General features: G+C 71.2%; 15 protein-coding genes and 2 pseudogenes. 10 read left to right on the top strand and 7 right to left on the bottom strand.

Translation table 11 applies throughout. The features are described from left to right. Nucleotides 1-122 precede the first annotated feature (122 nt). Nucleotides 123-1,031, bottom strand: a complete 909-nt coding sequence (locus ACZ4U1_RS16935; RefSeq protein ID WP_467903915.1) for a GNAT family N-acetyltransferase — start codon at nucleotides 1,029-1,031, stop codon at nucleotides 123-125. Between the two features lie 218 nt (nucleotides 1,032-1,249). Between ACZ4U1_RS16935 and ACZ4U1_RS16930 the strand changes: the two genes are divergently transcribed. Beyond that, nucleotides 1,250-2,350: a PP2C family protein-serine/threonine phosphatase gene (locus tag ACZ4U1_RS16930; RefSeq protein ID WP_467903913.1), complete on the top strand. Its 1,101-nt coding sequence runs from the start codon at nucleotides 1,250-1,252 to the stop codon at nucleotides 2,348-2,350. Nucleotides 2,351-2,369: 19 nt separating this feature from the next. Here the strand turns inward: ACZ4U1_RS16930 and ACZ4U1_RS16925 are convergent, their stop codons facing one another. Next, nucleotides 2,370-2,810 carry an Lrp/AsnC family transcriptional regulator gene (locus tag ACZ4U1_RS16925; RefSeq protein ID WP_467904197.1) on the bottom strand — a complete coding sequence of 147 codons (441 nt, stop codon included), beginning with the start codon at nucleotides 2,808-2,810 and terminating at the stop codon, nucleotides 2,370-2,372. 64 nt (nucleotides 2,811-2,874) lie between these two features. Further along, on the bottom strand, nucleotides 2,875-4,224 hold the full coding sequence (locus ACZ4U1_RS16920; RefSeq protein WP_467903912.1) for a transaminase: 1,350 nt from the start codon (nucleotides 4,222-4,224) through the stop codon (nucleotides 2,875-2,877). Between the two features lie 340 nt (nucleotides 4,225-4,564). Here ACZ4U1_RS16920 and ACZ4U1_RS16915 point away from each other — a divergent pair, with 340 nt between their 5' ends. Continuing rightward, nucleotides 4,565-5,032 carry a hypothetical protein gene (locus ACZ4U1_RS16915; RefSeq protein WP_467903910.1) on the top strand — a complete coding sequence of 156 codons (468 nt, stop codon included), beginning with the start codon at nucleotides 4,565-4,567 and terminating at the stop codon, nucleotides 5,030-5,032. Between the two features lie 58 nt (nucleotides 5,033-5,090). On the opposite strand, the gene ACZ4U1_RS16910 is transcribed toward ACZ4U1_RS16915, so the two are convergent. After that, complete coding sequence (locus ACZ4U1_RS16910) at nucleotides 5,091-5,309, bottom strand: hypothetical protein (RefSeq protein ID WP_467903909.1); 219 nt, start codon at nucleotides 5,307-5,309, stop codon at nucleotides 5,091-5,093. A gap of 295 nt (nucleotides 5,310-5,604) precedes the next feature. Here ACZ4U1_RS16910 and ACZ4U1_RS16905 point away from each other — a divergent pair, with 295 nt between their 5' ends. Next, on the top strand, nucleotides 5,605-6,846 hold the full coding sequence (locus tag ACZ4U1_RS16905; protein WP_467903908.1) for a serine hydrolase domain-containing protein: 1,242 nt from the start codon (nucleotides 5,605-5,607) through the stop codon (nucleotides 6,844-6,846). 81 nt (nucleotides 6,847-6,927) lie between these two features. Further along, nucleotides 6,928-7,197 (top strand): annotated as a pseudogene (locus ACZ4U1_RS16900) (cytochrome P450); the annotation flags it as partial. On the opposite strand, the gene ACZ4U1_RS16895 reads toward ACZ4U1_RS16900, so the two are convergent. The 3 genes from ACZ4U1_RS16895 to ACZ4U1_RS16885 all read right to left on the bottom strand — a co-directional run bounded on the left by ACZ4U1_RS16895 (nucleotide 7,128) and on the right by ACZ4U1_RS16885 (nucleotide 9,648). Then, on the bottom strand, nucleotides 7,128-7,685 hold the full coding sequence (locus tag ACZ4U1_RS16895) for a hypothetical protein (RefSeq protein WP_467903907.1): 558 nt from the start codon (nucleotides 7,683-7,685) through the stop codon (nucleotides 7,128-7,130). The pseudogene ACZ4U1_RS16900 and the gene ACZ4U1_RS16895 sit on opposite strands and share 70 nt — an antisense overlap. Nucleotides 7,686-7,854: 169 nt before the next feature. Next, entirely contained in the window at nucleotides 7,855-9,390 is a 1,536-nt protein-coding gene (locus ACZ4U1_RS16890) for a hypothetical protein (protein ID WP_467903905.1), read from the bottom strand. Between the two features lie 75 nt (nucleotides 9,391-9,465). Further along, entirely contained in the window at nucleotides 9,466-9,648 is a 183-nt protein-coding gene (locus tag ACZ4U1_RS16885) for a hypothetical protein (RefSeq protein WP_467903904.1), read from the bottom strand. A 207-nt stretch (nucleotides 9,649-9,855) separates the two neighbouring features. Here ACZ4U1_RS16885 and ACZ4U1_RS16880 point away from each other — a divergent pair, with 207 nt between their 5' ends. From ACZ4U1_RS16880 to ACZ4U1_RS16855, 6 genes and pseudogenes are all read left to right on the top strand, one after another. Beyond that, complete coding sequence (locus ACZ4U1_RS16880) at nucleotides 9,856-10,554, top strand: O-methyltransferase (RefSeq protein WP_467903902.1); 699 nt, start codon at nucleotides 9,856-9,858, stop codon at nucleotides 10,552-10,554. A 58-nt stretch (nucleotides 10,555-10,612) separates the two neighbouring features. Further along, nucleotides 10,613-10,801: pseudogene (locus ACZ4U1_RS16875) on the top strand (cytochrome P450); the annotation flags it as partial. Nucleotides 10,802-11,212: 411 nt separating this feature from the next. After that, nucleotides 11,213-11,350: a hypothetical protein gene (locus ACZ4U1_RS16870; RefSeq protein ID WP_467903900.1), complete on the top strand. Its 138-nt coding sequence runs from the start codon at nucleotides 11,213-11,215 to the stop codon at nucleotides 11,348-11,350. A 71-nt stretch (nucleotides 11,351-11,421) separates the two neighbouring features. Next, nucleotides 11,422-12,042 (top strand): L-threonylcarbamoyladenylate synthase, encoded by a 621-nt coding sequence (locus ACZ4U1_RS16865; RefSeq protein ID WP_467903898.1) that lies wholly within the window; start codon nucleotides 11,422-11,424, stop codon nucleotides 12,040-12,042. A 116-nt stretch (nucleotides 12,043-12,158) separates the two neighbouring features. Next, nucleotides 12,159-12,914: a dienelactone hydrolase family protein gene (locus tag ACZ4U1_RS16860; RefSeq protein ID WP_467903896.1), complete on the top strand. Its 756-nt coding sequence runs from the start codon at nucleotides 12,159-12,161 to the stop codon at nucleotides 12,912-12,914. A 162-nt stretch (nucleotides 12,915-13,076) separates the two neighbouring features. Continuing rightward, nucleotides 13,077-14,276: a glycoside hydrolase family 64 protein gene (locus tag ACZ4U1_RS16855; protein ID WP_467903894.1), complete on the top strand. Its 1,200-nt coding sequence runs from the start codon at nucleotides 13,077-13,079 to the stop codon at nucleotides 14,274-14,276. The last annotated feature ends 113 nt before the right edge of the window (nucleotides 14,277-14,389 follow it).

Genomic DNA, 14,389 nt, shown 5'->3' with positions numbered 1-14,389 from the left:
TTTCTCCTCTCTGTCCCCAAGCTCGCTTAGCGTGGAGGGGCCCGTGGCGGGAGAGCGGGAGGCCGAGAACGGGGGGGGGGGGGGGGGGTCCGGCCCCCCCCCCCCCCCCCCCCGCCTGGCCGTCACCCGGCAGCGGCACCTCCGGCGGCCGAGTAGCTGACGCGTTCCCGTACGACGGGATAGCCGGCCGTGGTGAAGTGCGCGGCCATCGGGACATTGCCCTGGTCGGTGGCGGCGGCGATGAACGCGGCGCCCTGTGCGGCCAGGAAGCGGGTGCACTCGGCGAGCAGGTCGTAGGCGTAGCCGTGGCCGCGGTGTTCCGGCACCACACCGATGAAGCCGACGCACGGCCCGGACGGGTTGTGCGCGGGGATGTGGATCCCGACCGGGTCGCCCGCCGGCGTGCGGGCGATCTGCCACCACTGCCGCGGTGAGGGGAACCAGTGGAAGAACTCCAGGTCCTCGTGGGCCGCACGGTCGACGCCGCCCTGCTCGACGGCCCGGCGGGCGTGCGCGTCGAGCGTGGCGGAGTTGATGCGGCGCAGCAGGCCGTGGAAGACCGCGTCGTCCGGTTCGGCGGTGAAGACGAGCCGGCCGGGCCGTTCGGGCAGGCCGCGGTCCGGGGTCCAGTGGTACAGGAAGCGCTCGACCAGGGGCACGTAGCCGGCCCGGCGCGCGGCGGCGCCGCGGGTGTCCGCGGCGGCCCTCAGGCGCGGGTCGTCGCGCCAGCCGGCGGGCAGGTCGAGTTCGAGTTCGTCGGGGTGCCAGGGCGCGGAGCGCAGGAGCTCGGCCCCGGCTTCCTCCTCGCCCTCCAGGACGTCGAACCAGTTGATCAGCAGCGGTTCGGTGTCCTCCGGGCGGGCCCACCAGGCGGCGCGGGCCACGGTGCGCCCGTCCCGCACGGCGATGCGCCGCCAGTCGGGGCGGTACCGGGTCCTGCGGTGCTTGTCGCAAAAGCCCAGCGGGTCGGGCATGGTGTCGAAAAGGTGAGCACTGCTCTCGTCGAGCGTGCGGATGACCAGGTCGGTCATGGATCCTCCGGGACGCGTACGGTGTACGGCGCTCCCGGTCGGCTCAGACGTGACACGCCCGCGGCACGGTGAGGGAGGAGCGCCGACTGCTGTCCTGCATGACGCTCACCTCCTTCTGCCGTCCGGCTCGGGCGTCGTCGCCCAGGCTAGGCGGGCGGCCGAGCGGGCGTCCACCGCTTTTCGCGCGGTGCGGCGCGCCGGCGGCGTAGTTTGGGCTTGTGGGATCGGTGCGCGGGCACCTGGAGGATCGCGGCTGGCTGCGAGGCGCGCCGCCGCCGTGGTGGGTACGGGTGCTGCCCGTGCTGCTGCTCGCGGTCGTCGGCTCGGCCACGCTGGTCACGTCCCACGCGCGTGACCTCGGTTTCCTGCTGGGCGCGATCCCGCCGCTGGCGGTCCTGTCGTACGGCCCGCTGGCGACCGGGCTGCTCGGGATGGGCGTGGTCGTGGTGCTGAACGTGCCTGCCACGCAGCTGAACCGTCCCGGTGACACCGATCTGCTCACCATCGTGTTCGTGGCCGCGCTGAGCGTGTTCGTGTCCTATGTACGCAGCCACCGGGACGCCCAGCTGGACACGGAGCGGGCGATCGGCGAGGCGGTGCAGCGGGCCGTACTGCCGCCGCTGCCGGAGCGGGTCGGCCGGGTCGGCTGCGCGGTCTTCTACCGGGCCGCGCAGGACGGGACGCTGGTGGGCGGGGACTTCTTCGACGTGCGGCAGGGGCCGTACGGCGTACGCGCGGTGATGGGGGACGTGCAGGGGCACGGGCTGTCGGCGGTCGCGACGGTGGTGTCCCTGCTGGGCGCGTTCCGGGAGGCGGCCCTGGACCAGCCGGACCTGGAGTCGGTGGCGGCCCGGCTGGACCGCCGGCTGGCGGTGGACTCGGCGGACGTACGGCACGCGGAGCTGTTCGCGACGGCCCTGCTGCTGGAGTTCGCCACCGGTTCGGCCGCGGTGCGGGTGGTGGCCTGCGGTCATCCCGCACCGGTACTGCTGCACGCGGAGCAGGCCCGTGAGGTGGCCGTCGCGCCCGGTCCGCCGCTGGGCATCGGGCTCCTCGACGTCGACCGGCCGAAGGAGATCACCGTGCCGCTCGGGCCGGGCGACCGGCTCTTCCTCGCCTCCGACGGCGTGTGGGAGGCCCGGGACGCCTCCGGCATCTTCTACCCACTGCCGGAACGGCTGGCCACCCTGGCCGGCACCCCGTCCACCGAGCTGCCCGGCGCCGTCTGGGCGGACCTGCTCCGGCAGCGCTACGCGGTCCGCGACGACGCCACCATCCTGGTCCTGACCCCGGAGACACCAAAGCCGCAGGCCGGCTGACCTTCCCCTCCCTCGCCGGTCAGCCCACGTCCCACAGGAAGCGGTGGGTGTGGATGCCGAAGTACGGGAAGGACCGGATCTCCCGGATCCCCTCGATGGGGCGGACCACGTCGTTGACGAAGTCGAGCAGCGCCTTCGGCCCGGGCGCGACCACCTCGGCGAACAGGTCGAAGCCGCCCGAGGTGAGCACCGAGTAGACGACCTCGGGGCGCTCGGCGAGGGTGTCGGCGACGGTCCGCGGGTCTCCGTCGACGCCGATGCCGAGCAGCGCCATGGCCTGCCCGCCCATGGCCATCGGGTCGGTGACGCCGACCACCTGGACCGCCTTGGAGTCCAGCAGGCGCTGCAGCCGCTGCCGGGCCGCCGAGGCGGACAGCCCGACCTTCGGGCCGAGGTCGGCGTAGGCGATACGGCCGTCGGTCTGCAGCTCGCGCAGGATGGCCCGGTCGATGTCGTCCATGTCCTTCACGTCGTACGGCTCCCTTTCCTCGGCTTCCTGGGCTTCCTGGGCTTCCTGGGCTTCCTCAGCCGGCCAGCTCGGCGAGGGCGGCGGCGAACACCTCGGTGTGGGTGTCGACGTCCCGCTCGCTGGTGTCCGGGCACATCAGCGCCATGTTGTGGAACGGGGTCAGCAGGATGCCCCGGTTGGCGAGGTAGAGGTGGAGGAAGTCCTCCAGCTCGGGGTCGGAGGCCGCCGCGGACTCGGTGCCGGTGCGCGGGGCCGGGGCGGTGAAACGGTACTCGGTGCGGGCGCCGAGCCGGCTGACCGACCAGGGCAGTCCGTGCGCTTCGAGGCCGGCCCGGACGCCCGCCTCGAAGCGCTCGGCGAGCCGGTCCATCCGGGCGAACGCCTCGTCGGTCAGCACGTGTTCGAGGGTGGCCCGGGTGGCCGCGACCGACAGCGCGTTGCCGGCGAGGGTGCCGCCGACGCCGCCCATGTCGACGAGGTCCAGGTCGCTCCGGGCCAGCAGCCGCTCGGCGAGTTCGGCGGACAGCCCGTAGCCGCCGGCCGGGATGCCGCCGCCGATCGCCTTGCCGATGGTGAGCAGGTCGGGTTCCAGGTCCCAGGCCGCGGTGCAGCCGCCGGGTCCGGCGGAGAAGGTGTGCGTCTCGTCATTGACGAGCAGGGCGCCGTACCGCCGGGTCAGTTCGCGGACGCCGGTGAGGTAGCCGGGTTCGGGCAGCACGATGCCGATGTTGGTGAGGGCCGGCTCCATCAGCACGGCGGCGACGTCACCGTGGGCCAGTTCCCGCTCCAGCCCGGCGAGGTCGTTGAACTCGGCGACCCTGCTGGTGAGCGTCACGTCGCAGGGCGCGCCGACATTGCCGGGGCGGGCCGTGCCGGTGCCGTCGGGCGCGGTGACGATGAGCGACTCGTCCACGCTGCCGTGGTAGCAGTAGCTGTTGACCAGGATCTTCGGCCGGCCGGTGACGGCGCGGGCGAGCCGGATCGCCCAGCGGTTGGCGTCGGTCGCGGTGAGCGAGAAGCTCCAGCGCGCCAGGCCGAACCGGCGGGTCAGTTCGGCGCCGACCCACTCGGCGTCCTCGGTGGGCAACATGGCGGTGGCCCCGCCGAGTTCGGCGTACCGGCGGTGCACCGCCTCGGTGACGGGCGCGGGCGAGTGGCCGGCCATCGCGCCCGTGTCACCGAGGCAGAAGTCGATGTACGCGTGCCCGTCGACGTCGGTGACGCGGGCGCCCCGCGCCTCGGCCAGGTAGCGCGGGAAGGCGCCGGCGGTCTTGTTCATCCAGGTCATCGGCACCCGCCCGAAGAGGTGGTCGGCGCGCGCGTAGGCCTCCCGGGAGCGCGGATTGCGGCGTTCGGCCTCGGCGCTCTCGCGGGCGAGGAGGGCATGCAGGCGCGTGCGGTCCATGGAGCACCTCGACAGAGACGGCGACGGAACGGCGTGAGATTACGACTGAAAGACTTGTCTCTTCAACGTCCGGCGCTTGCATCGATTGTGCCGACAGCAGCATCGAGCGCACGGCGACCTCTCGACCACCGGACGGGTGACGCGTCCTCCCGGCCCAACTGACGAACCGACTCGCGGAGTTCGAACGTCCCGACTCAAACGCCAGGGTCCGCCACCCCTTCCGCCACGTAGAAATATCTACAACCATGCATATGCCGGGTTGGCGTGCGGACGCACGAAGTGCCCGGTGAAGGTCGTTCCCTGCACTCAGGCAGGCGGGCGAGGACATCCGGAGCAGTGCATGACGAACACGATGTGGATGCGGGGCGTGGAGTGGCTGGCCGCGGCGTCGGCCGACCCGCGCGCCTGCAAATGGGAATGGGACCACGGGGAGGGCGTCGCACTGCTGGAGGCGGGCCGCTTCTGGGACGTGCTGAGCGTCCCCGACCGGCTGGGACTGCTCACCCTGGACCTGCTGTGGCGGCCGGCGCTGCCGGTGCCGGGGCCGACGCTCGTGGACACGGCGGCTGGCCGGGTCGGCTTCTTCCTGCCGCCGGACCCGTCCGGGGGCTGGGTGGGCGCCGGACTGCGGTACGCGACCAAGGGCTCCTGGGTCGCCGCGCCGCCGCCCTACCGGCCCGCCCGCTCCCTGGAGTGGCTGGTCCCGCCCGACGGCAACGGCACGCTGCACTCACCCGGCACCCTGGAGGAGGCGCTGCAGGAGGCCAACGGCACGCTGGCGGTGCTGGCGCCGCTGGACGGGCGGTAGCCGGTGGGCCGATGGGGTGGGCAGCAGCCGGTGGGCCGCTGGGCGGGCAGGAGCCCGGTCAGAGGTGCCCGGGCTCGCGGCGCGCGTCGAGGGTGAGGCCGCGGAGGGCGGCCCACAGCGCCTCGGGCTCGGCGGGGACGGTCCGCCCCTGCGCCCGCCACTCCGCGACCAGCCCGGCGTAGATCGGCTCCCGGGCGCGGTCCACCCGGTGCAGCCGGCGCATCCGGTCCAGGCGATCCATCCGGTCCATCCGGTCCATCCAGTCCAAGCGGTTCATGCCGGGGCAACGCCCGGGGCACGCCGCCGGTACGCCCCGCGCCGCCCGCTCACCGGGTCGGGTGAGGCGATCGCCCGAACGGGGCGTTCCGCCCGTCGGACAAGCATCCCGCGCCGTGCGGCGCTCCCTGCTGAGGGGCCCGGGGGCGCGGGGGCGGCCGACGCGCGCCGGGCGCCTCCCGCTCCTATGCTGGGGAGATCCGGCTGGGAACGTTCGGGCCCGACGGCCGCCCCGCGCACGGTCGCCTGGCACACGGTCGCCTCACGGTCGTCGCCCACGTGCTTGGAGTCAGCCCATGTCGCCTACGTCCGCACGCCTGCGCCGGGGGGCCACGGTCGCCGTACTGGCCGGCACGCTGCTCGCGCCGGTCACGGCGGGACCGGCACCGGCCGCCGTACCAGCCGCGTTCGCCGCCGATCCGCCCAGCCCGTCGGCCTCGGAGCCGGACGTCCGCCCCCTCTCCCCCGACGTGACACGCCGACTCGACGCGTCCGTACGGCGGGTGATGCGCGAGGCGGAGGTGCCCGGCGTGACCGTCGGCGTCTGGACACCGGGACAGCGCGGTTACGTCCGTTCGTTCGGCGTCGCCGACAAGGCGACCGGCCGGCGGATGACCCCGGACCTGTACACGCGCATCGGCAGCGAGACGAAGACGTTCACCGTGACGGCGCTGTTGCAGCTGGTGGACCAGGGGAAGGTCGGTCTGGACGACACCATCGGGCAGTACGTCGACGGCGTACCCAACGGCGACAGGATCACGCTGCGCCAGCTGGCCGGGATGCGCAGCGGGCTGTTCAACTACTCCGAGGACGACGACTTCTTCAAGGCGCTCACGTCCGATCCGCAACGCCCCTTCACCCCCCAGCAGTTGCTCGCCTACTCCTTCAGGCACCCGGTGCTGTTCCAGCCCGGCCAGAAGTTCTCCTACTGCAACACCAACCTGATCCTGCTCGGCCTGGTCGTGGAGAAGGAGAGCGGTCAGCACCTCGGTGACTACCTCGAGCAGCACGTCCTCGACCCGGCCGGCATGAAGGACACGCTCCTGCCCGAGGGCAGCGCGTTCCCCACCCCGCACGCGCAGGGCTACACCGACCAGACGGCGAACGGCAGGACCGCCGAGACCGCCGGCTGGAACCCGTCCTGGGGCTGGGCGGCCGGGGCGATGGTGTCCACACTGGACGACCTGCACATCTGGGCGCGCACGGTCGCGACCGGCGAACTGCCCGACGGCAAGCGGATGATCAGCGCCGCCACGCAGCGGCAGCGCCTCACCACACCGGCGACACCGATCCCGGGCGTCGGCTACGGGCTGGGCATCTTCGACGTGCACGGGTGGATCGGCCACAACGGCTCCCTGCCCGGCTACGAGTCGCTGACCATCTACCTCCCGTCGACGCGGACCACCGTGGTCGTGGTCCTCAACACCGACATCGACCACGACGGCGAGGAGCCGAGCACGCTGTTCGGTCAGGCGGTCACCCGGATCATCTCCCCGCGGCACGTGTTCGACCTGCCGGCCGCGCCGGCGGCCAGGTGAGGTGCCAACTCGGCCAGTTTTCCGGCGATATGAGCCCAGAGGGGGACCGCCTCGTGAAAGGCCGACAGTCTGGAGACCGTCGTGACCGTCACCGACCGTATCGCCCTGGACCCCTTCGGCTCCGATCTCGCGGCGGGGAGCGCCCGGCTGCGCGCCCTCGGCCCCGTCGTCCCCGTGGAGCTGCCCGGCGGCATCCCCGCCTGGGCGCCCACCGGCTACGACGCCCTCAGGAAGCTGATCCTCGACCCGCGCGTCAGCAGCGTGGTCAGCATGCTCTCCACCTACGGCACCGACCACGCCCGGCTGCGCAAGCTGGTGGCGCCGAGCTTCACCCACCGGCGCACCGAGGCGGCCTGATCGCTAGTGGTAGCGAGCCAGGTGCCGTCCGGGCCGACCGCCATGGCGAACGCCGGTTCGCTGCGGGTGGCGGTGCAGGCCCCGCTATTCGGGTCCCCCATACGTACTGTGTCGTCGTGACTGGCGCTAGCGAGCCAGGTGCCGTCGGGCTGATCGCTACTGACCCAACGCGATCGGTGTGGCCGGCAAGAGTGCGCACGAGACAGATGTTGGGGATGTCGGGCGGAGGCCACTGGTTGACGAGAACCGGTCCCGGTCGTGGGGCTTGCAAGCGGGCCGTGACCTGGTCGCGCCACTCCAGCAGTGGTCCTAAGCGACTGTGTAGGACGCTGACCAGTGCGTGTGGTGGGTCGCACACCGGCCTCGGCCTCCCCTCGGACCTCGGCTCCGTTCTTACCGCCGGCCGACCGGCCCAGCTCAACACCACCGAACCGCTGGTCCTGGAGAACGACAACCTCTCCAGATGGGAACTGCACCGTCATGCGCTCAGCTCGCTAGTCGTGGGCCGACCCACCCCCGGACGAAGCCGACCGGCCCCCTGGGGGCGCTGGCTCGCCGCGCAATCGAGTCCGCCTGCCAAGCTGGTCTACGAAGTCCAAGCGAGGCGCGCTCGGCGCTGCGGGTGTCGGCGGTCCACACGCGACCGACGATTCACCTTGCGTCACCTTGCGGATGTTGGGCTGGTGCGGCGGCCGTCGCCAGTTCATGGCTGGAGGCTTCCACCATGTCCCTGACCATCTCGTCGGCAGAGGTGCCTGTCCTGCGGCACAACCCATCAAGGCTGTAGCCGTTCGGTGCGAGCCCTAGGAGCGTGTCCGCGATGTAACGGCGCCGCTGTGCGAACGCCTCGACATGATCGTGCCCCGATGCCGGCGTCAGCGCGGCGTCAGCCTCGTCGAGTTGGGCCTGGGCGTCCACCGCAGCGAGGACGGCTCGGAACACCTTGGCCTCGGCCGCCGCGAGCCTCTGCAGGGTTGTTGTTAGATCGTCCGACGGCGGAACCTTCCGCAGCCGACGTACCTCCTTCAGATACCGGTCCATCAAGAGGTGCAACGTCGCTCCCGCCGGAGGGGGCGCAGGGTCCATGGCGTCCAGAATGGAGCTCAGCCACTCGAGCATGTGGCGACCGGCGACTCCGAGTTCCTCCCAGCAGGAGGCTCGCAGGTTCTCCCCCAGGTATCGGGCTCGCTCGAAGGCCGTGCGGCTCGATGTCATGGGCCGGGGTGCGTCCAGGGGCCCATATGTGTCACGGAGTTGCGAGGAGAGGTGTTCCGCGAGGGAGCAGAACAAGGCCAGATGAACGTACACATGGAAGGCCGCCATGGCGCGGTGTGTGTTCCACCGGTTCGATGCGTCGGGACCCGGCACGTTCCACAGCGACACCACGCGAGGTGCTTCCCGCGATGTTCTCCTCGACCCGTCTTCCAGATCCCTGACCAGCAGGGAATGGGCGTGACGGAAGTCGTACAGTTTCTGGTGTAGGGCTTCGTGCAGCAGGTGCTCCGCCACCCACCAGGGGTTCGTCAGCAGTCTGCGGTTGAGGAAGATCACGCCTGTCACCGTGAACTGGGAGGTGGATGCCTTTCCTTTCCAGCCGCCGGTCCCGGAGGTGACACCGATCAGGTGGGTGTGGCTCAAGGCGCTGCGGGACGTCAGCGGCAAGACCTCGTCCAGGAGCCGCGCACCTTCGCGGAGCGCCGCACGGTCGGCATCCGTGGCCGCGGACAGGCTCCCCTGGAACTGCCATTCCACGAGTTGGCTGAACGCTTCCGCGAAGATGTCGTCGCGCTGCCCGGGCTCCCAGATCCAGGGGGTGCGCGACGCATCGCCCAACCACTGGGTATTGTCGACGCCACCCTGCAGTGGACCGGTGGCAACACCCGATTCAACATGGTGCACAGTCGCGTCGAGCAACTGCGCGCACAACTGCGGGGGCAACTGACGCTTGGCCCCCACAACTTGCTCGACCACCAGTTGCTGGACAGCTCGGCGCACCAGTGGATCGCCGAGGACTCGGTACTCGGTCTGCCGGTCGACCTGCTTCAGCGTCGTGAGAAGCCGATGGCCGGCAGGGATCGAGGTACCGATGTGCTCGAGTCTGCGCTTGAACGCAGCGTGCATCTGTTGCTGCAGATACTTGCTGTCTCCGAACGGACCGCGTGAAAGCACCGTGTCGAACTCGCTCAAGTCCATGTCACTTCCAGCCTTGCCGTATCGCTCAGTTGGTGCGCCGATCTGATTCCCTGGTTCCTACTCTTACTGCTACTCGGGCTCCTCCTCGGGCTCCTCCTCGTCGTCATCGTCGTGGTGATGGTGACCCCCGGCGGTTTCCAAAAATGCATCGGTTGCGTTGTGTGTGGCTTGCATTTCCCTGACCTGTTCCTCCGTCACCTCGCGGTCAAATTGGAGGATCACCCGCGCCGTGGGCTTCTTCGGCGAAGTCATCGTTTGGCTCTCCTTTCGGTGTGAGCGGCAGAAGTCCGACGCCTCGAGGTTCTGGCAGGTACCTCGATTGGCGTCATGGCAAGCCTCGTGCCAATCTTTTCTTCAGAGGTATTCCCCGCTGCAAGGCATTCGCCTGGAACACCACCCGGACGGCGTCGCTGTGCGCAGGGCCCGCGGCGTGGCAGGACCGACCGAAAGGTGGCTGACGTGGACCGATCGAACACGGCCGGGGTCACCAGTACCGAGTCTTTCGTCAGCCTCTCCTTCGATCGAGAGATGTCGGTGGCCGACGTCGAACGGATCAAGATGAGTCTCGGCGCGCGCACGGCTTTGCAGGTACCGCCCGCCGTCGGTGCCGCCTACGATCGGGCGCGCCAGGCTGGCTTCACCAAGTCCTCCCGTCCTGAGGTGGGCGCGCTGATGGCGGTCCTGGCCGCAGCAGTGCCCGCGGGTGGCAGAATCCTGGAACTCGGCACGGGCGTCGGTGTGGGTCTTGCCTGGGTTATGCACGGTCTGCACGGCCGCGTCGATGTCGACGTGGTCAGCGTCGAGGTCGACAGGGAGAAGTCTGAACTCGTGTTGCGTGCGGGCTGGCCCGAGCGGGTATCGCTCGTTGTGGGCGATGCCCGGGAGGTCCTGCCGGCCATGGGAAGCTTCGATCTGATCTTCCTCGACATCCCTGGTGGGCTCAAGGCCTCTGTGATCGATGAAGCCGTAACCGCCCTGAGGCCCGGTGGTCAGTTGCTCATTGACGACATGAATCCATATTGGAGTAGCAGGGACATCGCATCCGGCAAACCCGTGGACAGACGTGATCCCGATCGCTTGCTGGAGGATCCCCGAATGGTTTGTTCCTTGCTCCGGTATTCGAGCGGAATGATCCTGGGGACACGACTGAGTGAGTGACGCTCCCTGACTCGGACGACCGCCCGCTGCTCTTCAAGTCACCGACCGGCGACTGTGAGCGTTCGGCATCGGCGCACACCGCTGCATCGGCGCCCCACTCGCCCGCCTGGAGGCCCTGACGGCCCTACCGGCCCTGTTCTCCCGCTTCCCCGCGATGCGCCTCGCCGTCGACCCCGACGAACTGCATCACGTGCCGTCGTTCATCGCACACGGGTGGGAGGAGATCCCGGTACGACTGGAGGGCTGAGGCCTGGGACGGTGGTTGGGGGGTGGGACGAAGCTGGGGGCGGGGCGGCCAGGGTCCGGCCGAGGAGCCCGGAACGCCGGTGTTCCGCGAAAGCCGGCGGCCCCCGAAGTCGGTGGCTCGGCAGGCAGGTGCCCGTGGACAAGGCTCCGCCGGCGGCCCGGGGGGGTGGGCCGCCGGCGGAGACGCCATGCCCGGGGCGGGGGGAAGGCCCTGGGCGGCTCTCAGGTCGCTTGCCCCTAAATCCGGGAAGTACGCAGGCGAATTCCAGCCGGTTCGGTGAATCGGCACCGGACACCGCTCCGACGGGCCCGACGGCCGGGAATGGTCAGGCTCGGCGCGTACTCGGCCGACCGGACGGATGCGCGACCAGACCGCGCGCCGGTGCGGACGGCGGAGGCGTGGAGGCCGTTCATGGGGGCGCCGGTGCCGCCCTCGGTCACGGCCGCGCCGGGGGTGTCCGGCATGGTGCGGGAGACGGGCGCGACGCCCATCGCCACCGCGTCCTTGGCCTCGGCGGCCTCGGCGAGCTTCCCGGTCAAACAGGTATGAGGTCATAGGTGTCCGTCAGGCCCGCGCCGCGGCTGCGCGCCCCGCGCCCGGTGACCGAATAAGCTCGGCGGATGGCGAAGTACTTCGACGTGCACCCCGACAACCCGCAGCCCCGCAGCATCGGCCAGGTCGCCGACGCGGTCCGCTCGGGGGCGCTCATCGCATATCCGACCGACTCCTGTTACGCGCTCGGCTGCCGGCTGGGCAGCCGGGACGGCATGGACCGGATCCGCTCCATCCGCCGGCTGGACGACCGGCACCATTTCACGCTGATGTGCCGGGACTTCGCGCAGCTCGGCCAGTTCGTCCGGGTGGACAACGACGTCTTCCGGGCCGTGAAGGCGTCGACGCCGGGCAGCTACACCTTCATCCTGCCGGCCACCCGGGAGGTGCCGCGCATGCTGCAGCACCCGAAGAAGAAGACGGTGGGGGTGCGCATCCCCGACCACGTGGTCACCCAGGCGCTGCTGGCGGAGCTGGGCGAGCCGCTGGTGTCCAGCACGCTGCTGCTGCCGGACGAGGAGGAGCCGATGACCCAGGGCTGGGAGATCAAGGACCGGCTCGACCACGTGGTGGACGCGGTGGTCGACTCCGGCGACTGCGGCACCGAGCCGACGACGGTGGTCGACTTCTCGGGCGGGGAGGCGGAGATCGTCCGGCGGGGCGCGGGGGACACCGGCCGCTTCGAGTGACCGTGCGGGGCACCCGGTGCGCCGGCCCCAACTCGGCGTGACAGCATGGCCGTAGCCGCGGCGCCGGGCGGGTATCCGCCGCCCGCCGCCCATTCCCGAGGGAGGGCTTGCTCACCATGACCGATGTCCGGGCGACCACCGTCGACATCCCCACCGAGGACGGCGTCGCCGACGCCTACCTCGTCCATCCGGCCGACGGCCGCCCCCGTCCGGCCGTCCTCTTCTACCAGGACGCCTACGGCCTGCGCCCGCACCTGCGCGCGATGGCCGACCGGCTCGCGGGCGCGGGTTACACCGTGCTCCTGCCGAACGTGTTCTACCGCCTCGGCCGGTCCCCGGTCGTGGACCTGCCCGAGTTCATCGACCCGGGCGCCGATCCGACCATCTGGGAGCGGCTCGGCCCGATCGTGTCCGCCCTGACGCCGGACCTGGTCGAGCGGGACGCGGACGCCTATCTGCGGTGGCTGGCCGACAGCCCGCTCGCGACGGCCGGCCCGGTGGCGGTCACCGGTTACTGCATGGGTGCCGGGCTCGCGCTGCGGACCGCGGGCGCCCACCCGGACCGGGTCGCGGCGGCGGCCGGCTTCCACGGCGGCTACCTCGCCACCGACGACCCGGACAGCCCGCACCTCCAGGCTACGAACGTCACGGCGGAGCTGTACTTCGGGCACGCGGACGGGGACCCGTCGCTGCCCCCGGAGCAGATGGCGCGCTTCGAGGACGCCCTGACGGCCGCCGGCGTACGGCACACCTGCGAGGTGTACACCGGCGCCCGGCACGGCTACACCCAGGCGGACACCCCCGCGTACGACCGCGAGGCCGACGAGCGGCACTGGGCCGCACTGCTGGACCTGCTCAAGCGCACGTTCTGACGCCCGGCCCGGTATCCGCCGACCGGCGGGTGCCGGGCCGGTCCCGCCCTTCATTTCCTGTCCATGTCATTGACATGAACCCATCCCGCCACGAATCTGAGAGCGCTCTCAAACCGGTACGGACCAATTCCGTACGACCCCGACCCCACACGGAGGTGGAGAGTGCCTCACAGGCTCACGCACCGCGCGCTGCCCCTGGCCGCCGCCACGGCGCTGCTCGGCGGACTGATCGCCCTCGGCGCACCCGACCGCGCCGACGCCGCCGTCCCCGACACCATCCCCCTGAAGATCACCAACAACTCGGGCCGTTCCGAGCCGGTCTACCTCTACGACCTCGGCACCCAGCTGTCCTCGGGCCGGCAGGGCTGGGCCGACGCGAGCGGCGCCTTCCACGCCTGGCCGGCCGGCGGCAACCCGCCGACTCCGGCGCCGGACGCGGCGATACCCGGCCCGGCCGCCGGCCAGTCGATGACCATCCGCGTCCCGAAGTTCTCCGGCCGGATCTACTTCTCCTACGGCAGGAAGCTGGACTTCCGCCTGACCACCGGCGGACTGGTGCAGCCGGCCGTGCAGAACCCCTCCGACCCCAACCGGGACATCCTCTTCCACTGGTCGGAATACACCCTGAACGACTCCGGGCTGTGGCTCAACAGCACCCAGGTGGACATGTTCTCGGCGCCGTACGCGGTCGGGGTGCAGCGGGCCGACGGCAGTGTGAGCAGCACCGGGCATCTGAAGCCGGGCGGCTGGAGCGGCTTCTTCACCGCGCTGCGCGGACAGCCGGGCGGCTGGGCGAACCTGGTCCAGACCCGCTCCGACGGCACCGTGCTGCGCGCGCTGTCCCCGCTGTACGGCGTGGAGACCGGCGCGCTGCCGGCGAACGTGATGGACGACTACGTGGGCCGGGTCTGGCAGAAGTACACGACGTCGACGCTGACCGTCACGCCGTTCGCGGACCAGCCGGACACCAAGTACTACGGCCGGGTCTCGGGCAACGTCATGAACTTCACCAACTCCTCCGGCGCGGTCGTCACCAGCTTCCAGAAGCCCGACGCGGCCAGCATCTTCGGCTGCCACAAGCTGCTGGACGCGCCCAACGACAACGTCCGCGGGCCCATCTCCCGTACGCTGTGCGCCGGTTTCAACCGGTCGACGCTGCTGGTGAACCCCAACCAGCCGGACACCGGCACGGCGAACTTCTACCAGGACACCGTGACCAACCACTACGCGCGCAAGATCCACGCGCAGATGGCCGACGGGAAGGCGTACGCGTTCGCCTTCGACGACGTCGGCCACCAGGAGTCCCTGGTGCACGACGGCAGTCCGCGGCAGGCGTATCTGACGCTGGATCCGCTGAGCTGACACGCGGGCGGGGGGGGGGAGGGAGGGGGGGGGGGGGGGGGGGGGGGGGGGGGGCGGGGGCGGGGGGGGGGGGGGGGGGGGGGGGGGGGGGGGGGGGGGGGGGGGGGGGGACG

Source organism: Streptomyces sp. NPDC028928 (assembly GCF_055564915.1).
Note: the sequence above shows the minus strand (reverse complement) of the source record. Positions and strands in the feature narration are given on the sequence as shown.